16 protein-coding genes and 1 riboswitch are annotated in these 19527 nt (G+C 66.9%); of the genes, 6 read left to right on the top strand and 10 right to left on the bottom strand.

Annotated features, from left to right (window positions below; all coding sequences use genetic code 11):
* Positions 1-2 precede the first annotated feature (2 nt).
* The 3 genes from thiS to thiC form a co-directional block, all read right to left on the bottom strand.
* A complete protein-coding gene (gene thiS / locus RR42_RS01300) occupies positions 3-200 on the bottom strand; it encodes a sulfur carrier protein ThiS (protein ID WP_043351166.1) in 198 nt (65 codons plus the stop codon).
* A gap of 12 nt (positions 201-212) precedes the next feature.
* Positions 213-1391 (bottom strand): FAD-dependent oxidoreductase, encoded by a 1179-nt coding sequence (locus tag RR42_RS01295; RefSeq protein ID WP_043343122.1) that lies wholly within the window; start codon positions 1389-1391, stop codon positions 213-215.
* A gap of 141 nt (positions 1392-1532) precedes the next feature.
* A complete protein-coding gene (gene thiC / locus RR42_RS01290) occupies positions 1533-3419 on the bottom strand; it encodes a phosphomethylpyrimidine synthase ThiC (RefSeq protein WP_043343119.1) in 1887 nt (628 codons plus the stop codon).
* Between the two features lie 103 nt (positions 3420-3522).
* Positions 3523-3624: riboswitch (TPP riboswitch) on the bottom strand.
* Between the two features lie 256 nt (positions 3625-3880).
* Here thiC and RR42_RS01285 point away from each other — a divergent pair.
* A complete protein-coding gene (locus tag RR42_RS01285) occupies positions 3881-5542 on the top strand; it encodes an acyl-CoA dehydrogenase family protein (RefSeq protein ID WP_043343116.1) in 1662 nt (553 codons plus the stop codon).
* A gap of 116 nt (positions 5543-5658) precedes the next feature.
* Here RR42_RS01285 and RR42_RS01280 read toward each other — a convergent pair whose 3' ends face one another.
* On the bottom strand, positions 5659-7338 hold the full coding sequence (locus tag RR42_RS01280; RefSeq protein WP_043343112.1) for a GMC family oxidoreductase: 1680 nt from the start codon (positions 7336-7338) through the stop codon (positions 5659-5661).
* Positions 7339-7631: 293 nt separating this feature from the next.
* On the opposite strand from RR42_RS01280, the gene RR42_RS01275 reads away from it, so the two are divergent.
* Complete coding sequence (locus tag RR42_RS01275; RefSeq protein WP_043343108.1) at positions 7632-9044, top strand: coniferyl aldehyde dehydrogenase; 1413 nt, start codon at positions 7632-7634, stop codon at positions 9042-9044.
* Between the two features lie 48 nt (positions 9045-9092).
* Here RR42_RS01275 and RR42_RS01270 read toward each other — a convergent pair whose 3' ends face one another.
* Both RR42_RS01270 and metK read right to left on the bottom strand, forming a co-directional pair.
* Positions 9093-10052, bottom strand: coding sequence for a Kdo hydroxylase family protein (locus tag RR42_RS01270; protein ID WP_082054777.1), 960 nt, complete (start codon positions 10050-10052; stop codon positions 9093-9095).
* A 248-nt stretch (positions 10053-10300) separates the two neighbouring features.
* Complete coding sequence (gene metK, locus RR42_RS01265; RefSeq protein WP_043343105.1) at positions 10301-11464, bottom strand: methionine adenosyltransferase; 1164 nt, start codon at positions 11462-11464, stop codon at positions 10301-10303.
* 385 nt (positions 11465-11849) lie between these two features.
* Between metK and RR42_RS01260 the strand changes: the two genes are divergently transcribed.
* The 4 genes from RR42_RS01260 to RR42_RS01245 all read left to right on the top strand — a co-directional run bounded on the left by RR42_RS01260 (position 11850) and on the right by RR42_RS01245 (position 15503).
* On the top strand, positions 11850-12788 hold the full coding sequence (locus RR42_RS01260) for a lysophospholipid acyltransferase family protein (RefSeq protein WP_043343102.1): 939 nt from the start codon (positions 11850-11852) through the stop codon (positions 12786-12788).
* On the top strand, positions 12785-13678 hold the full coding sequence (locus tag RR42_RS01255; protein WP_043343101.1) for a lipid A biosynthesis lauroyl acyltransferase: 894 nt from the start codon (positions 12785-12787) through the stop codon (positions 13676-13678). Before RR42_RS01260 ends, RR42_RS01255 begins: the two co-directional genes overlap by 4 nt.
* A 100-nt stretch (positions 13679-13778) precedes the next feature.
* Entirely contained in the window at positions 13779-14645 is an 867-nt protein-coding gene (gene dapF / locus RR42_RS01250; RefSeq protein ID WP_043343099.1) for a diaminopimelate epimerase, read from the top strand.
* 48 nt (positions 14646-14693) lie between these two features.
* Positions 14694-15503 (top strand): polyphosphate kinase 2 family protein, encoded by an 810-nt coding sequence (locus tag RR42_RS01245; protein WP_043343097.1) that lies wholly within the window; start codon positions 14694-14696, stop codon positions 15501-15503.
* Between the two features lie 52 nt (positions 15504-15555).
* On the opposite strand, the gene RR42_RS01240 is transcribed toward RR42_RS01245, so the two are convergent.
* The 4 genes from RR42_RS01240 to pyrE form a co-directional block, all read right to left on the bottom strand.
* Complete coding sequence (locus RR42_RS01240; protein ID WP_043343095.1) at positions 15556-16908, bottom strand: DUF3734 domain-containing protein; 1353 nt, start codon at positions 16906-16908, stop codon at positions 15556-15558.
* 122 nt (positions 16909-17030) lie between these two features.
* The gene (locus RR42_RS01235) at positions 17031-17813 is read right to left on the bottom strand and encodes a 3-hydroxybutyrate dehydrogenase (protein ID WP_043343093.1); all 783 of its coding nucleotides are present in this window, start codon (positions 17811-17813) and stop codon (positions 17031-17033) included.
* 86 nt (positions 17814-17899) lie between these two features.
* Positions 17900-18640: an acetoacetate decarboxylase gene (locus RR42_RS01230; RefSeq protein WP_043343088.1), complete on the bottom strand. Its 741-nt coding sequence runs from the start codon at positions 18638-18640 to the stop codon at positions 17900-17902.
* 184 nt (positions 18641-18824) lie between these two features.
* The gene (gene pyrE, locus RR42_RS01225) at positions 18825-19514 is read right to left on the bottom strand and encodes an orotate phosphoribosyltransferase (RefSeq protein ID WP_006162743.1); all 690 of its coding nucleotides are present in this window, start codon (positions 19512-19514) and stop codon (positions 18825-18827) included.
* Positions 19515-19527 lie beyond the last annotated feature (13 nt).

The following is a 19527-nucleotide window of genomic DNA, read 5'->3' as shown; positions in this document are numbered from 1 at the left end:
GGTCAGCCTCCCGTCACGGGTTGCACGAGGTCGATACGATCGCCGGCGGCGAGCACAGTCGCCGCATGCGCGGCGCGTGGCACGAACTGGCCGTTAAGCGCGGCGGCAAATGGCGGCGCGATGCCCGCGCCCGCCACCGCATCGGCCAGCGTGGCGTTGTCGGCAAGGGCGAGCGCACGGCCGTTGAGCAGGATATCCATGGTCATTGTCGTTCAGTGCAGCACCGGCGAGCCGGCGACGGTATCGAGCGCGGCCGCGATCATGCCCGGCCAGCGCACCGAGGCGGGCACGGCATGCGCGGCAGGATCGTCGTCGAGCAGAGCCTGCACAACCTGGCAGGCGGCCTCGGTGACCGCCGGGGCGATCAGGAAGCCGTGCCGGTACAGGCCGTTGAGGCGCACGATGCGGGCATGCTGGTCAACCCGGATGGCCGGCAGGTGATCCGGGCGCGTCGGGCGGCGCTGCACATTGAGTTCCAGCACGCGCGCCTCGCCAAAGGCGGGGTGCAGCGAATACGCCGCGGAGAGCAGCTCCAGCGCGGAGCGCACGCTCATCGGCGACTCATCTTCGCTTTCGAGCTCGGTGGCGCCGATCACGTAGAGGTCGTTGGGCTTGGGCGCGATATAGATCGGGTAACGCGGGTGCAGCAGGCGCACCGGGCGATGCAGCTTGACCTCGGGTGCGTGCACGCGCACGACTTCACCGCGCAGGCCGCGCAATCCCGGCATGCTGCCGTGCGCGGCGGGCTGCCCCGGCCAGGCGGCGCGGGCGCCAAGGCCACGGCAATCCAGCACCGTGCGTGCGCAGATACCCAGCGCGGGCAGGTCGCCCGCTTCGATTTCACCGGCCTCCCAGACGCAATGCAGCCCGCCTGCCACCGCGCATGCCAGCAATGCGCGCAGCGTGCCGCGATTGTCCAGCTGGCCTTCGCCGGCCAGCAGCAGCCCCTGGGAGAAACGGCCCGCGAGCGCGGGCTCGAGCGCGGCCACGCCATTGCCGTCCAGCGCGCGCATGCGCTCGGCCACCAGTTCGGGCGGCGCCACCGCGCGCACCCGGCTGGTGAACAGCGACATCTCGCTGCGGTCGCGGGTATGCCATACCACCAGCGTGCCGTCCTCCTGGAAGAACACCGGTTCCGGCAATTCGGCCACCCAGGCGCGCCAGAGGTCGACGCTGGCGGTGCCAAGCTCGACGATGCGGCGCTCGGCAATGGCGGATTCCGCCAGGGGCGCGAGCATTGCCGCGGCGACGTGCGCGGCCGAGCCAACGCCGTCGGGGCCACCGCGCTCGACCAGCGCCACGCGCAGGCCGGCACGCACCAGTTGCCAGGCGCAAAGGCGCCCGGCCAGGCCGGCGCCGAGCACGGCCACATCAAACGACTGCGTTGTCATGGGGATGCTTGTGCCGGTGCTCGCCGCGATGGCGCGGCGAGCACCGGCCTCCTTTAAGTCATGGCGTGCCCCTTCGGGGAAGGGGCACGGTACTTCGCGTGCGGCGCTGCACAGGCATGCGCCGCACCAAGGCCCTACGTCTTACGAGTAGATCTTGCTGCCGCTCTTGACGAACTCGATCGACTTTTCCTGCATGCCTTGCTCGGCTTCAGGCTTGAGCGAGGCGGCGTAGTCGCGCACTTCCTGCGTGATCTTCATCGAGCAGAACTTGGGACCGCACATCGAGCAGAAATGCGCGATCTTGGCGCCTTCTGCCGGCAGCGTGGCGTCGTGGTACGAACGCGCGCGTTCCGGGTCCAGGCCGAGGTTGAACTGGTCTTCCCAGCGGAACTCGAAACGTGCCTTGGACAATGCGTTGTCGCGCAGCTGCGCGCCTGGCCAGCCCTTGGCAAGGTCGGCCGCGTGAGCGGCGATCTTGTAGGTGATGATGCCTTCGCGCACGTCTTCCTTGTCCGGCAAGCCCAGGTGTTCCTTCGGCGTGACGTAGCACAGCATGGCGGTGCCCATCCAGCCGATGTTGGCCGCACCGATGCCGCTGGTGATGTGGTCATAGCCGGGGGCGATATCCGTCACCAGCGGTCCGAGCGTGTAGAACGGGGCCTCATAGCAGTGCTTGAGCTCTTCATCCATATTGGCCTGGATGCGCTGCAGCGGCACGTGGCCCGGGCCTTCGATCATGACCTGCACGTCGTGCTTCCAGGCCTTGTCGGTCAGCTCGCCGAGCGTGCGCAGCTCACCGAACTGGGCATCGTCGTTGGAGTCGGCGATACAACCCGGACGCAGGCCATCACCCAGGCTGAACGACACGTCGTACGCCTTCATGATTTCGCAGATCTCGTCGAAGTGCGTGTACAGGAAGTTTTCCTTGTGATGCGCCAGGCACCACTTGGCCATGATCGAACCACCGCGCGAGACGATGCCCGTGACACGGTCCGCGGTCATCGGCACATAGCGCAGCAGCACGCCGGCGTGGATGGTGAAGTAGTCCACGCCCTGCTCGGCCTGCTCGACCAGCGTGTCGCGGAACATTTCCCAGGTCAGGTCCTCGGCTATGCCGCCGGTCTTGTCCAGCGCCTGGTAGATGGGCACCGTGCCGATGGGCACCGGCGAGTTGCGCAGGATCCACTCGCGGGTCTCATGGATGTGCTTGCCGGTGGACAGGTCCATGATGGTGTCGGCGCCCCAGCGGATCGACCACACCATCTTTTCCACTTCCTCGGCCAGCGACGACGTCACGGCGGAGTTGCCCAGGTTGCCGTTGATCTTGACGCGGAAATTGCGCCCGATCGCCATCGGCTCCAGCTCGGTGTGGTTGATGTTGGCGGGAATGATGGCGCGGCCGGCAGCGATTTCGCGGCGCACGAATTCCGGCGTCATGTCTTCCGGGCGCAGCGGCAGCGCGGCACCCAGCGCATTGCCGGGGTGCTGGCGCAGCAACGCCTTGTATTCGGGCTTGTCGTAGAGCGCTTGCAGGTTCAGCGACTCGCGCAGCGCCACGTATTCCATCTCGGGCGTGATGATGCCGCGGCGCGCATAGTGCATCTGCGACACGTTGGCGCCGGCCTTGGCGCGGCGCGGGTTGGTCAGCTGGGCAAAGCGCAGGTGGGCGGTGGCCGGATCGGCGGCGCGCGCCAGGCCGTATTCCGACGACAGGCCGGACAGCACTTCGGTGTCGCCGCGCTCTTCGATCCACTTGCCGCGAACCGAGGGCAGGCCTGCCTTCAGGTCGATATGGATGTCCGGATCGCTGTACGGGCCCGACGTGTCATACACGGGAATCGGCGGATTGGACATCTCGCCCTTGTCGGTGCGCGTGGACGTCTGCAGGATCGTGCGCAGCGGCACGCGGATATCGGGGCGGCTGCCGGTCAGGTAGGTCTTGCTGGATGCCGGATAGGCAAACTTTTTGTCGAGATCGGTTTCAAGCGACTCGAAAGATGCGGCGGGGGCGGTATTTGTGCGGGCCATGGGTGTCGTCCTCTCTCTTGCGGGGATGGACGAAACCAGGAGCCCTGTGAGCATGGCCGCGGCGGTGTGGCCTGGTCATGTGCCTTGGAGAAGGCAGGAGCTGTTCGGTAACCATGAAACTTCCCACGCCGGTACTAGCCGGATCGGGTTCGAAGGGACTCTCTCAGCCGCACGGCCCATCCGTACGGCACCCCTGTTTCATCCAACGGGGTGAATTTAAGCACAAGGCTGGGGGCTTGACCACCCCTGTTTCAATCTGGAGTGTCATGCGTCAAGGTATGGCTGGCGCATGCGCAGCCTCCGGGTCGTGGCGCGCACACGTTTCGCTGCGACGCACCATGACTTATCGTGCGCGTGGCGAGGCAGGGATGCAAGCCCACGCACATAGCGCGCCGCTTGCTCTACCATGCAATCAGACATGGCCATGCGCAACGCGCGCAGAAGACTGCACAGGAGACCTCATGACCGAAGCCGCCACTCACCGCGTGTTCAACCAGGTCCCGGACCTGACCGGCTACAACCTGTTCACCGGCGACCCCGCGCTGCGCGCCGCGCTGGAGCGGCTAGGCGGCGGCTGGCACGCCAGTGCGCTCGATATCTTCGGCGCACGCCTGGGCAAACCCGATGTGCAGCAGTGGGCGGCCGAGGCCAATCGCCATGCGCCCGAGCTGCATACGCACAGCCGCACCGGCGAGCGCATCGACGAAGTGGAGTTTCCGCCTGCATGGCACGCGTTGCTGGCGCTGCTGCGCAGCCAGCAGTTGCAGGCGCTGCCGTTCGCGCAGCCCAGGGAGGGCGCGTGGGTGGCGCGCGCGGCGGGCTACTTCCTGCAGGCGCAGGCCGAATCCGGATCCCTGTGCCCGCCCACCATGACGTTCGCCAGCATCCCGGTGCTGCAGAAGGAAGCGACGCTGTTCGCGGAACTTGGGCCGAAGCTGTTTGCCACCCTGCACGATCCGCGCGACCTGCCCTGGCGCGACAAGCATGCCGTGATGATCGGCATGGGCATGACGGAAAAGCAGGGCGGCTCCGATGTGCGCAGCAACACCACCGTCGCGCGCGCCGTGCGCGGCGGGGGCCGCGGCGCGGAGTACGCGATCACCGGGCACAAGTGGTTTTTCTCCGCCCCGATGTGCGATGCCCACATGGTGGTGGCGCGCATGGGCGCGCAGGATGGGCCGCTGTCGTGCTTCTTCGTGCCGCGCTTTCGCGACGACGGCAGCAAGAACCCGGTGCAGATCCAGCGCCTGAAAGACAAGCTGGGCAACCGCTCCAACGCCAGCAGTGAAGTGGAATTCCGCGAGGCCACCGGCATCCTGATCGGCGAGGAGGGCCGTGGCATCCCGACCATTATCGAGATGGCCACCTATACCCGGCTGGATTGCGTGATCGGCAGCGCCGCCATCATCCGCGCGGCGCTGGTGCAGGCCATCCATCACGCGCGGCATCGCATGGCGTTCGGCCGCCTGCTGGTGGAGCAGCCGCTGATGCGCAACGTGCTGGCCGACCTGGCGCTGGAAAGCCAGGCCGCGACCCTGCTCATGATGGAACTGGCGCACGCCTTCGAGCGGGCCGATGCCGATCCGCTGGCCGCCGCCTGGAAGCGCATCGTCACGCCGGCGGCCAAGTTCTGGGTCTGCAAGCGCGCCATCGAGGTGACGGGCGAAGCCATGGAGGTGTGGGGCGGCAACGGCTACGTGGAGGAAGGCCCGATGGCGCGGCTGTACCGCGAGGCACCGGTCAACTCGATCTGGGAGGGTTCCGGCAACATCATGTGCCTGGACGTGCTGCGCGCGCTCCAGCGCAATCCCGAGGATGCGGGGCGGCTATTGCAGGACCTCAGCCGGCGCGCCGGCGGCCATCCGGCGGTGCGGGCCGCACTCGCCTCGCTGCAGGCGATGCTGCGCGACGCGCCGGATCTCCTCGAAGCCGGCGCGCGGCGCTTTGCCCAGGGCCTCGTGCTGACCGCGCAGGCGGCGCTGATGCTCGCCCATGCCGACGCCGACGATGCCGAGCGCTTCGTGGCCAGCCGGCTCGGGCACCAGCACGGCCGCGTGTTCGGCACGCTGGAGGGCGGCGATGCCGCGCTGGCACGGGTGGTCGCACGCGCCTGGCCGGCCTGAAGCACGCGGCCGCGCCGCACGCCTCGTCACGCTTTTTTCTGGGCCGTCGCGCGACAGGCGCCGCCGGCACTGTCGCGAATCCCTTGCGCGCTGGAGGCACGCCCTCGCACCGCCCCTCACACGGCCAAGACCTCCGCCATGCGCAACACCACGCGCGGGCCGTGCCGGATCAGGTCATGCGCGCGCTCGCCGATCATGATGGCCGGCGCATTGGTGTTGCCGCCAATCAGCGTTGGCATGATCGATGCGTCCACCACGCGCAAGCCTTCCACGCCCCGCACGCGCAGTTGCGGATCGACCACCGCGTATTCGTCCATGCCCATGCGGCACGTCCCGACGGGATGGTAGATGGTATCCGCGTGGGCGCGGATCATCGCGCGGATCGCGCTGTCGTCGCCGCCATCGGCCGGCAAGTGCGCCGAATACAGCTCCTTGCCGCCGAACGCCGCCAGTTGCGGCTGGGCCAGGATTCTGCGCACGATCCGCACGCCGGCCACCAGGCCGTCGAGATCCCGCGGGTCCGACAGGAAGCACGGGTCGATCATCGGCGCCTCGCGGATATCGGGTGAAGCCAGCCGTACCTCGCCCCGGCTTTTCGGGCGCAGCACGCAAACGTGGCACGAATAGCCATGGCCCAGGCGGATGCGGCGCATATGGTCGTCGGCCATGCCGACCACGAAGTGCAACTGCAGGTCCGGCTCGTCCAGCCCGGCGTGGCTCTTCAGGAAGGCGCCTGCCTCGGCAAAGTTGGAAGTCAGCATGCCGGTGCGCTCGCGCCGATAGCGCAGTATCTCGGCCAGCAGGCGAAACGCGCCGCCCACCGAGACGCCGAACAGCTCGGACGCCGCCACCCGCTTGTGCACGATGATGTCGAGGTGGTCCTGCAGGTTGGCGCCAACGCCCGGCAGATCGTGCACCACGGGAATACCTAGCTCGCGCAGATGCGAGGCAGGGCCGACGCCCGACACCATCAGCAGTTGCGGCGAGCCGAACGCGCCGGCCGACACGATCACCTCGCGGCGTGCCCGCAACAGGGTCTCGCGGCCATCCAGCCGCACCACCACCCCCACCGCGTGGCGGCCCTCGAACGCGATGCGCAGCACCTGCGTGCCCGTCATCACAGCCAGGTTTTCGCGCCCGCCATTGCTGGCGTGGTCGGCGGCGTCGCCGCGGTGCAGGTAGGCGCGCGCGGCGTTCCAGCGCTCGCCGCCATGCTGGGTCACCTGGTACCAGCCAGCGCCCTCCTGGTCCACGCCGTTGAAGTCATCGTTGCGGCGATAGCCGGCCTGCTGGGCCGCCTCGATAAAGCGCTGGCCAAAGGGATTGGGCGTGCGCAGGTCCGACACATGGAGCGGGCCGCTGCCGCCGTGCCAGGGATCGTCATCGCGCCCGGCCACGCGCTCATTGCACTCGGCCCGGCGGAAATAGGGCAGCACATCGTCCCAGGCCCAGCCGTCGCAGCCAGCCGAAGCCCAGCGGTCGTAGTCAGCCGGCGTGCCCCGCGTGTAGATCATGGCATTGAGCGAGGAACTGCCCCCCAGGCCGCGCCCGCGGGGCTGGTAGCCACGACGCCCGTTCAGCCCCGGCTGCGGCACGGTGCGGTAGCCGTAATTATGGCTGCCGGCACGCGGCAGCATGGCCGCGCAGCCCGCCGGCGTCGACACCAGCACATGGTGATCGTGGCCGCCGGTCTCGAGCACCGCCACGCTGTCGCTGCCGCTGTCGGCCAGCCGCCCGGCCAGGGCACACCCCGCCGAACCGCCGCCAACGACGAGATAGTCAAAGGTGGTTTCCATCCGTCTCCCCGCCTGGTCCGAGGTCAGTGTGCCGGGGTTGCGCCGAACGCTTCGGCAGGGCCGCGCATGCCGGTCAACCCGGTCTGGCTGGCACGCCGAAAGCATGCCGCGAAATCAGTGTAGGGCTTTGCCGGGGCACTGGAAAGGGCGAAGGAGGGTCGGTGTATACGGTTGTTTGAAGCACGTGGCTAGTGGCCGGCCTCCATTGTCAGGCGCCGCCGCTTGGCATATGGTGCGGGGATCTGAACGCCGCGCGCGCCAAGGGCAGCGCACGACCCCAAGGAGAGCGCGACATGAGAGAAGTGCCCGAGATTGCATCCGTGTTCGACGCCATGCGCGCCGCCTCACGCCGCGATCAGGCCCCGGCCTGGGCGGTGCGCGCCGACCGGCTGCGGCGCCTGCGCAAGCTGGTGACGGGGCACATGGACGAGATCTCGCAAGCCATCAGCGCCGATTTCGGCAACCGCCCCCGCCAGGAAACCGCGCTGCTCGAGGCCTTTCCCAGCGTGGCCGGGATCGACGATGCACTGCGTCATGGCAAGCGCTGGATGCGGGTGCGGCGGGTTCGCACCGGGCTGTGGTTCAAGCCCGCCACATCGAGGCTGATGCCGCAGCCGCTGGGCGTGATCGGCATCGTGGTGCCGTGGAACTACCCGCTCTATCTGACCGTGGGCCCGCTGGTGGGCGCGCTGGTCGCGGGCAACCGCGCCATGGTCAAACTCTCCGAGTACACGCCGCGCTTTGCCGCGCTGTTCGCGCGCCTGGCGCAACAGGCTTTCGCCGCCGACGAGGTCACGGTGATCAATGGCGACGCGCAAGTGGCGAGCGCTTTTTCCGCCCTGCCCTTCGACCACCTGCTGTTTACCGGCTCAACCCAGGTCGGCCACCATGTGATGCGTGCGGCGGCCGCCAATCTCACGCCGGTCACGCTGGAACTGGGCGGCAAATCGCCGGCCATTGTCGGTCCCGGCGCCGACCTGGAGCGCGCCGTCGAACGCATCCTGGTGGGCAAGCTGCTCAACGCCGGCCAGACCTGCATCGCGCCGGACTATGTGCTGCTGCCCGAGGCCCTGCGCGAGCCCTTCGTCGAAGCCGCGCGCGCCTGCGCCGCCCGCCTCTATCCGGACCTGCCGGGCCATGCGGGCAACCCCGACTACACCACCATCATCAGCCCGAGGCACTTCGCGCGGCTGGACGGCCTGGTGAGCGATGCCGCGCGCGCCGGGGCGCGCGTGGTGCCGCTGTCACAGCTGCCATCGGACCCCGAGCGCCGCCGCCTCGCGCCGGTGCTGTTGCTGGATGTCTCCGCCGACGCCACTGTGATGCGCGAGGAAATCTTCGGGCCGGTGCTGCCGCTGGTGACCTACCACACGCTGGAAGAGGCCATTGACTACATCAACGCCCGCCCACGCCCGCTGGCGCTCTACCTGTTCGAGAAGGACGGCCGCACGATCGACCACGTCATGGCGCAAACCGTGGCGGGCGGCGTCAGCATCAACGAAACGCTGCTGCATATCGCCCAGGAAGACCTCCCCTTCGGCGGCGTGGGGCCCAGCGGCATGGGTGCATATCACGGCCAGGCTGGCTTTGAGACCTTCTCCAAGCTCAAGCCGATCTTCCGCCAATCCGGCATCAATGGCGCCGGGCTGCTGAAGCCACCCTATGGCAAGCGCTTTGAAACGATGATCAAGCTGTTGATGCGCTGAGCCCGGGGAGAAAGCCGGCGGCTAGCCAGGCGCCGGCTCAAACCAGACTCAGCCCACCACCATCGGGCGCCCCAGCATCCGCGCCAACACCGCTTCCGGCGAATGCGTATGGTCTGAAATCGCCTTCGGCGACAGGTAGTAGGTCTGCTCCATCATGGCCCGGCCCCGCATGGCGGCATGCAGCACCTGGTCGCTGAATACAATCCAGGTCGACCCGGGCGGGAACTGAAACTCCTGCTGCGGCACATTGGCCTGGTACTCCAGGTCGGCCTTTGCAAGATCGTGCAGCTGCAGCATCCGGTGGTCATACTCCGAGCGCCGGCGCTTGGTGATATGCAGCATCTCCATCACCCGCGCCTGCCCCGGCCACATGCCCTTGGTCTTCGGCACGAAACGCTTGGCGAAATCGCCAAACGGCTCGCCCACACGCCACACGCGCGGCGCCTGCGGGTCAATGTTGTGGAACACGCGCAGCAGCCGCTGGCCCAGCATCGGGTTGGACGGGAAGGCGTCCACATGCAGCCGCGTGTCGTCCTTGCGCCAGCTCACCGGCCGCCCGGCGATCTCGCTCGGGCGCAACGAGGTGCCGGCGCGCACCATATGCGGGCCATATTCCGGGAACAGGCTGAGCACCAGCTTCTCGCTGTACTCGGCATAGCGGCGAATCAGCACGTACAGGTCTTTCAGGTCCTGCTCGCCGCCCGTCGCGCCGCGCACGGCCTGGTCGTTGGCGCGCAGGTTGATGTTCTTTGACTTGCCGTCCGACCAGCGGCTGTCCAGGAAACGCTCCTCGCCGGGCTCGAACTGGAAGCGCAGTTGGGGGAAGAACAGCACGGCGCCCTGCTCCAGCTCGCGGCGCAACCCCGCCTTGGTGCCGGCATCGAGTTGCGGCGCCCACTCCGTATAGGGCTGGGGCCGGATCAGGTTGAACGCGGGCGCGGCTGCCCCGGCCGCGGTGGCAGTGGCAGTGGCGGGCGTGGAAGGGGTAAGGGTCGAATCAAGTGACATGGGCATCCTCGGTATGCGGGCTCCGGCGGTCTTGAGCGCGCATGCGCGCGCCGCGGCAGGCGAACAAAGCGCCACTCGCCGGGCCGCCTTGCCATCCCGCGATTCTACCCTCGCGGCCATGGGGCGCCACGCCCCGCCTCGCCCCGCTTGATCCAGGACAAGGCCGTGGCAAGCCAGGAACGCCACCGCAGGCGCGAAAAAAAACCGCCCGAAGGCGGTCTCATTCCGATGCGAGGTTCGCGGCAGCCTTACAGGCCGGCTGCAGCGCGCAGCAGCGCGACCTTGTCGGTTGCTTCCCACGAGAATTCCGGCTCTTCGCGGCCGAAGTGGCCGTAGGCAGCGGTCTTTTCGTAGATCGGGCGCAGCAGGTCGAGCATCTGCACGATGCCCTTCGGGCGCAGGTCGAAGTGCTCTTGCACCAGCGCGGCGATCGCCTCGTCGGAGATCTTGCCCGTGCCTTCGGTGTACACCGTCACATTGATCGGGCGGGCCACGCCGATGGCGTAGCTGACCTGCACCTGGCACTGGCGCGCCAGGCCGGCGGCGACCACGTTCTTGGCGACGTAGCGGGCAGCGTAGGCTGCCGAGCGGTCGACCTTGGACGGATCCTTGCCCGAGAAAGCACCGCCGCCGTGGGGCGAAGCGCCGCCGTAGGTGTCGACGATGATCTTGCGCCCGGTCAGGCCGCAATCGCCTTGCGGGCCGCCGATGACGAAGCGCCCGGTCGGGTTCACCAGGTACTTGGTGTCCTTGAGCATCTCGGCCGGCAGCACCGGCTTGATGATTTCCTCGATCACGGCTTCGCGGATCTGCGCCTGGGTGATATCCGGCGAGTGCTGGGTCGACAGCACCACGGTATCCACGCTGTGCGGACGGCCGTCGACGTAACGCACGGTCACCTGCGACTTGGCGTCGGGACGCAGCCAGGGCAGGCGGCCATCGCGGCGCAGTTGCGACTGGCGCTCGACCAGGCGGTGCGAATAATAGATCGGGAAAGGCATCAGCTCCGGCGTTTCATCGCAAGCGTAGCCGAACATCAGGCCCTGGTCGCCGGCGCCCTGGTTCAGGTAGTCGTCGGAGGCGCGGTCCACGCCCTGGGCGATGTCAGGCGATTGCTTGTCGTAAGCGACCAGCACTGCACAGCCCTTGTAGTCGATGCCGTATTCGGTGTTGTCGTAGCCGATGCGCTTGATGGTGTCGCGCGCGACTTGGATGTAATCGACGTTGGCGGTCGTGGTGATTTCCCCGGCCAGGACAACCAGGCCGGTGTTGCACAGCGTTTCAGCGGCCACGCGCGCGTACTTGTCCTGAGCCAGGATGGCGTCGAGGACAGCATCGGAAATTTGGTCGGCGACCTTATCCGGATGGCCTTCGGAGACGGATTCCGAAGTGAACAAGAAGTCGTTTGCCACGAACTTTTCTCCAGGTTTGGCTATTGCGCGCCAACCTCTAAGCCCGGGCGGCGACGCTTTAGCGGTATTTTCATGCCGTTCCGGTAGAACGGTATCGCCCCGCAAGTTGTCAGTTAACTCGGCGATACGCGCTATTATACGCGCCTGCAAGCTACGCTGCAGCGCCCCGGTTATCTGGCACACCTGCCAATACCGGACGCTGTCGCGGCCAGGCCGCGCCACCCGATAAGCGACGCGATTCCGGCCTGGCGCGAGCCTGCAGGCAGTGCAAGCCGTACGGTGGGCCCCGTAACAACACCAGATTCATTTTGATTGCCCCACTAACGGCAGCGCCCGGCAAAACATTAATGACCTACCCGGCCCGCCGGGCCGCTATCGCAATCCGATGACCTTTCTGTTCTGGCTGATTTCCCGCTTGCCGCTCTCCTGGCTGCACGCCATCGGCGGTGCGCTCGGATTGCTGGCGGCACGCCTGCCGGGACGTTATGGCACGCGGCTCAGGGAAAACCTTCGCCATGCCTACCCCGACGCCAGCGACGCGATGGTGGCGCAGGCGGCCCGCTCGACCGGCCGCATGATCCTGGAAATGCCCTATTTCTGGAGCCGGCGCCATCCCGACGCGCGCATGTACAGCTTTGCCGACCGGATCTGGCCGGAACTCGACAAGCTGATGGCACAGGGCCGCGGGCTGATCATCCTGGTGCCGCATCTTGGCTGCTTCGAAGTGCTTCCGCAGGCATTTGCCCTGCGGCATCCGGTCACGGCGCTGTACAAGCCGCCGCACCAGGCGTGGCTGCGCGACTGGATCGTCAAGATGCGCACGCGCCCTAACCTGGCCATGGCGCCGGCGCAGCCGCGCGGCGTGCGCATGCTGGTCAAGGCACTCAAGCGAGGCGAGGCCATCGGCATCCTGCCCGACCAGGTCCCGACCGGCGGCGAAGGCGCCTGGGCGCCGTTCTTTGGCAAGCCGGCTTACACCATGACGCTGGTGCAGCGCCTGCAGCAACTCACGGGCGCGCCCATCGCGGTGATCTTCGCCGAACGCCTGCCGCGTGGCGCCGGCTTCCTCGGCCATATGCAGGTCATCAAGGACCCGCTGCCTGACGACCAGGCTGAAGCCGTCGCGGTGATCAACGCAGCCGTCGAGAAGCTGGTGAAGGCATGCCCGACGCAGTACCTGTGGGGCTACAACCGCTACAAGCACCCAGGCGGCGCGCAGTTGCCGCCCGCGGAGCCACCTCGCGCCCCGGCGGCCGACGCCTCGCGCAACCCCCTGGAGGTGCCCGCGCCGGCACCCGCCTCTCTCTCCAACGACCAACGATGAGCCGTATCTTTACCTGGCTTGGCATCGGCCTCTTGACCGTGCTCGGCAAGCTTCCCTATCCGCTCGTGGCACGCTTCGGCGAGGGCCTGGGCAGCTTGCTCTACCTCATTCCCAGCAGCCGGCGCCGCGTGGTGCAGACCAACCTGCGCCTGTGCTTTCCCGAGCGAACCGACGCCGAGATCGAAACGCTCTCGCGGCAGACCTTTCGCACCGTCTTTCGCAGCTTTGCCGAGCGCGGCATCTTCTGGACCGGCAGCGAGGCGCAGATGCGCCGCTGGGTCCGGATCGACGATCAGGCCGACCTGGTGGCGCTGGACGGCACGCCCCACATCCTCGTCACGCTGCATCTCTCGGGCGTCGAAGCGGGCGCGATCCGCCTCACCATCCACCTGCGCGAGCACGTCAAACGCTCCGGCGCATCGCTCTATACCAGGCAGAAGAACGACCTGTTCGACGGATTCCTCAAGCACGCGCGCGGCCGCTTTGGCGCCAAGATGATTGCGCGCAACGACAGCGCGCGCGACATCATCCGCTGCCTGCGCAAGGGCGAGGCCCTGCAGTTGATCGCCGACATGGACTTTGGCGAGCGCGACTCGGAGTACATCCCGTTCTTTGGCGTGGAGGCACTGACCCTGACCTCGGTATCACGCCTGGCGCGGCTGACCGGGGCCAAGGTTGTGCCGATCTACACCGAGATGCTGCCCGACTACCAAGGCTACGTGCTGCGCATCCTGCCGGCTTGGGAAAACTATCCCGGCGACAGCGTGACCGAGGACACCCGGCGCATGAATGCCTTCTTCGAAGATTGCATCCGCCCCCGCGTGACTGAGTATTACTGGGTGCACAAGCGCTTCAAGCACCGCCCCGGCGGCGAGCGCGAAAACTACTGACCACGTGGGCGCGGCGGCGGCGTCGCCACGCAAACATGCCGCCCGCGCCACCCTCGACACGCCGCCAGCAAGCGCCGGACGGCCCGACTACAATCGCACTATGAAACTCCAGTTCACCAAGATGCACGGCGCCGGCAACGACTTCGTCGTGCTTGACGGCATCCACCAGACCCTGAACCTGACCCCGGCGCAGTGGCGCGCGCTCGCCAGCCGGCATTTCGGCGTGGGCGCCGACCAGATCCTGGTGGTCGAGAAACCCACCCGTGACGACGTCGACTTCCGCTACCGCATCTTCAACGCCGACGGCGGCGAAGTGGAGCACTGCGGCAATGGCGCGCGCTGCTTCGTGCGCTTCGTCACCGACCACGGCCTGACCGACAAGCGCTCGGTACGCGTGCAGGTGATGAACGGCGTGATCACCTTGACGCTGCAGGACGACGGCCAGGTCACTGTCGACATGGGCGCGCCGGAACTCGAACCCGCCCGCGTGCCGTTCCGCCCCGAAGGCCTGCCGGCCAAGGCCGAAGGCCGCGATACGCTGTACGGACTGGAAGTGAACGGCCGCACCGGGTGGATTTCGGCAGTGTCGATGGGCAACCCCCACGCGGTGCAGGTGGTGGACAACACCGAGGCGTTCCCGGTGCTGCAGGACGGCCCCATCATCGAGCACCACGCGAGCTTCCCCAACCGCGTCAACGCCGGTTTCATGCAGGTGGTGGAGCGCCACACGATCCGCCTGCGCGTGTTCGAGCGCGGGGCTGGCGAGACCCTGGCCTGCGGCACGGGCGCATGCGCGGCGGTCGTCGCCGGCATTCGCCGCGGCCTGCTGGACTCGCCGGTGCTGGTGCACACCCATGGCGGCGACCTGACGATTGCCTGGGACGGCGAAGGCGAGTCGGTACGCATGACCGGCCCTGCCACCACGGTGTTCGAAGGCAGCATTGACCTGGACCGGCTGCCTGCCTGACCATAGCGGCTTGCGGCCAGCCACGGCCGCACCCTCCATGGAGTGCCAATGCCGCTCGCCGATTTCCGCATCACCTCGGGCAAGAACTTCAGCCTGGCCGACTTCAATCCCGACGCCAAGCCGTTCTCCAGCGGCGACAAGGTCGCCGACCAGGCCCGCCTCACCGAATTGAGCGCCCAGCTCGACGCGCAGCAGGACATCTTCTATGCCGAGCACCAGCGCAAGCTGCTGATCGTGCTGCAAGGCATGGACACGAGCGGCAAGGATGGCACCGTGCGCGGCGTCTTTCGCAGCTTCGACCCGCTCGGCATCCGCGTCGTCAGCTTCAAATCCCCCACCGCCGAGGAACTCGCGCACGACTACCTGTGGCGCATCCATGCCCAGGTGCCGCGCGCCGGCGAGATCGTGGTCTTCAACCGCAGCCACTACGAAGACGTGCTGATCACGCGAGTGCACGAGTGGATCGACGAAGCCGAATGCGAGCGCCGCTACAAGCAGCTACGGGCCTTCGAGACGATGCTGCTGGAAACCGGCACCACCATCGTCAAGTGCTTCCTGCATATTTCCAAGGACGAGCAGAAGGCCCGGCTGGAAGCGCGGCTGGCGGATCCGCAGAAGCAGTGGAAGTTCGACCCGAAGGATCTGGAAGAGCGGCAGTACTGGAAAAACTACGAGACCGCCTATACGGCCGCCATTGCCGCGACCAGCACGCCGGAAGCACCGTGGTATGTCGTGCCCGCGAATTCGAAGACGCACCGGAACCTGATGGTGGCGGAGATCCTGATGGCGGTCTTCGAGAAGTTGAAGCCGGCGTATCCGCCGGGAAAGCCGGCCCTGGCGAAGCTGAAGGTGGCCTGAGGCACAAGGGCGGCGCGAAGGGACCAGGCCAGGCCGGCCCCCTCGCCTTGGGTCAGGCATGCCCGTTGCCGCGATGGATGTCGTGCGTGACAAACGGCTTCTCGTGCGTCGGCATGGCCAGCCACTCAGGATGCTTCAGCGTTTCCCGGATGTCGTCCAGCCCGCTGGTCCAGTGCTCGTTCATCGTCAGCAAGCCAAACTGATAATCCTTGGCGTTGCCTTCAAAGGTCTTGTCGCGATAGATCAGCTGGATCACGTTGCGGCGCGCATCGCATGCATACTCCGCCGCCTTGCGGTACCAGTCATTGTCACGCTGCGCCTGCGGCACCAGCGCCATCACCTCGCTCAGCATGCGCCGGTAGTTCTGCTGCTCGCTCATGTAGTCCGTGATGGTGCGCGTACGGCTGGAATACTGGATGTCTTTCTGCCGCTCGGCCACATCCAGCAGGTTGTGCGGCAGCTTGCCCCGCGCGCTCCACAGGTCCACCTGGAAGATCAGCGCGTCGCGCCGGGGCTGGGCTGTCAGCACTTCCGACAGCGGCGTGTTGGACACCAGGCCGCCATCCCAATAGAACTCGCCATCGATCTCCACCGCGGGAAAGCCGGGCGGCAAAGCGCCGGAGGCCATGAAATGCTCGGCGCGCAGCTTGCGTCGCGTGTTGTCGAAATAAGCGAAATTGCCGGTCCGCACATTCACGGCGCCCACCGACACGCGCATCTCGTCATGTTGCGAGTTGATGCGGTCAAAATCGGCAAAGCGCTCCAGCGTGTCCTTGAGCGGGCTTGTATCGTAATAGCTGGCATTGGCGGGGCCGCACTGGCGCTCCACCAGGCTGGGCCACGCACGAGGCTGGAAGAAGCCCCGCTGTCCCTCGAAGATGGCGCGCGCGGCCTCGATGCCGTCGAACCAGATGCGCAGCGGATCGGGCCAGTGCGCAGCGCCCTGTGCGGCCACCTCGTAAGGCAGCAGGCTGGGCAGCCAGGGCTGCTGGCAGATGTAGTCCCAGAATGCACGCAACTGCTCGACCCTGCGCTCAGGCGCATTGCCCGCGATCACGGCTGCATTCAGCGCGCCGATTGAAATCCCGGCCACCCAGTTAGGCTGGATGCCCGCCTCCGCCAGCCCCTGGTACACGCCCGCCTGATACGAGCCGAGCGCGCCACCGCCCTGCAGCACCAAAGCCCTGACCGTGTACTCATGGTGAACCGGCCGCGTGCGGCCGGCGCCCTCGGGCGCGAGGTCCGGCGGCGCGCAGCCGCCGGGAGGCAGGAGGTTGGGCTCCGGCTCTCGTAACGCTTCGGGCTTTGGCGCCTCGCGTTCTGGCGTGGGCGCCGCCGGGTTCGCTACCACGGCCGCCACAGCGCCTTTTACAGCCTGCTTCGGCGTGCCCTTTCTCTGTGCCACGGTAAGTTCCTGTGTCACTTTTTCCAGCTTCTGCCGACGTCCACCTGCCACGAACCCCTCCTTGATGACTTTGCATTCCGACCTTGCATGCGGTCATGCCGGCCGGGCACTTTTCTTGCCGCTTACTGCATGTACCAGCCGTGGCTCACGATAAAGGACTGCCCGGTCAGCGCCGCCGACGGGAAAGCGCACAGGAACAGCGCGGTCTGCGCCACGTCGTCCACGGTGGTGAAGACGCCGTCCACGGTGCCACCCAGCATGACGCGGCGAATCACCTCTTCTTCGCTGATGCCAAGCTCCCTGGCTTGTTCCGGAATCTGCTTGTCGACCAGCGGCGTGCGCACGAAACCCGGACAGATCACGTGCGAGCGCACGTTGTACTCTGCCCCTTCCTTGGCCAGCACGCGCGCCAGGCCAAGCAGCGCATGCTTGGCCGCAACGTATGCGGACTTCAGTGGCGAGGCCTCGTGCGAGTGCACCGAACCCATGTAGATCACGGTGCCGCCGCGCTTGTCCTTGTACATATGCTGGAGTGCGGCCTTGGTGGTGAGGAAAGCGCCATCGACGTGGATGGCCTGCATCTTCTTCCAGTCGGAGAAGGCGTAGTTCTGGATCGGGTTGACGATCTGGATGCCGGCGTTGGAGATCAGGATGTCGATGCCGCCAAACGCCTTGGCCACCTCCTCGGTAGCGCTGTTGACCGCGTCCTCGTTGGTCACGTCCATCGCCACGGCGATGGCGCGCCCACCGGCAGCTTCGATATCGGCGGCGGCTTTCTGCGCAGCCTCGAGATTCAGGTCGGCGATGGCGACCGCCGCGCCTTCCTTGGCCAGCAGTTCAGCAATGGCGCGGCCGATGCCGCTGGCGGCGCCGGTCACGATGGCGGATTTTCCTTGGAGCTTCATGGACGTTTCTCCTGTCTGGATGATTCAGGTTAGCCGGGCCGGCCGGATGGGCCGGGACCGATGGAAACCGTTGGATGCCTGGCCGCTCAGGCCAGGTAGTCGAACACCACCTCGCCCAGCCCTAGCGTGAGGTCGGCAACGTAGTGCTTGGCGCCGAGAACTTCCAGCACCGGAAGGCCAGCCACCGGCGCGAGCGCATGGGGCGACAGCGACAGCGCCGCCGGCCCGGTCCACGCGCCTTTCATCCGCACGTCTTTCAGGAAGTAGCAGACCAGCTCGCAGATGCGCGCGGAACCGTCCACGTGCGGAATGATCTTGAGCAGGTAGTTTGGCGTGCTCGCAAGCGCCAGGCCCAGCGCGTCCTTGTCGAGCTCGCGGTGCTTGTAGCCCATGGTGCCGGTGGCGACGCGCACCGGGCCATAGTCGAGCGTACCGACCAGCGTATCGGTGTGGACCGCCAGTGTGGGGCTGGCCAGCTTCTTCGGAAAGCCCCATAGCTCGCGCCCGCCCGCCAGTGGCGGATGGTCGTCGAGGTACATGGCGTGGGTGTAGTTGCCGGGCTTGCCCTGGTAGGTGACGGGAATCACCTGGCCCGATTCGGTGTAATCGCCAAACCCGGTGGAGTCTGGCATGCGGATGAATTCGTAGTTGACCACCGCGTCGGCGATCTCCAGGGGTTCCGGCACCACCGCGCGCAACAGCTCGGGATCGGTACGGTAGGAGATGACGAAGAATTCGCGATGGATGAAGCGGTATGGCCCCATCGGATAGGCCGGATTGGTAAGCGGCATGGCGAATGCCCGCTCGCGGATCGTCTTGATGTCCATCGCCAGCCAACCTCCTGAAGAGATGCTGCGCCGCCTTGCCGGGCGGCAAGGCGAATCACTGGCGTCCCCGGGTATCCGGGGGGCGGCCAGCGAGATCAGTCAGACCGGCGATTCTCCTGCGCGGTTCCCTGTTGTTTGCTGCATTGCGACAAACAATGGCAAGCAGCAGGCAACAGGTTCCAGACTATACGCCGTAGCGCTGCCGATAGGCAGCCACTGCCTCGCGCGAGCCGCCCAGCGCGGGATCCTGCGATGCGTCCAGGTAAGCCAGCAGATCCTTCAGGCTGGCAATGGAGATCACCGGCACGCCATATTCGCGCTGCACATCCTGCACTGCAGAATGCGTCCCGACCTGATCGGCGGTGCCACTCTTTTCCATGCGGTCGAGCGCGATCAGCACCGCGGCCGGCTCCGCGCCAGCCGCGCGGATCATCGCCATCGATTCGCGCACCGAGGTGCCGGCCGAGATTACGTCGTCGATGATCACGACCTTGCCTTGCAGCTTGGCGCCCACCAGCGTGCCGCCCTCGCCGTGGTCCTTGGCTTCCTTGCGGTTGTAGGCGAAGCCGACGTCACGTCCGAGCCCGGCCAGCGCCACCGCGGTGGCGGACGCCAGCGTGATGCCTTTGTAGGCCGGCCCGAACAGCACGTCGAACTCCAATCCGGATGCCAGCAGGGTTTTCGCATAGAATTGCGCCACCTGGCCCAGCATCGCACCCTGGTTGAACAGGCCTGCATTGAAGAAGTACGGCGACTTGCGGCCCGCTTTGGTCACGAATTCGCCGAAGGACAGTACGCCAGCGTCGAGCGCGAAGCGGATGAAGGTCTGGCTCAGGTCGCCAGCGCCGGGCTGCGGCGTCGTCTGCTGCGTCATCTTTTCTCTCTGA

Source organism: Cupriavidus basilensis (assembly GCF_000832305.1).
GTDB classification, from domain to species: domain Bacteria; phylum Pseudomonadota; class Gammaproteobacteria; order Burkholderiales; family Burkholderiaceae; genus Cupriavidus; species Cupriavidus basilensis_F.
Note: the sequence above shows the minus strand (reverse complement) of the source record. Positions and strands in the feature narration are given on the sequence as shown.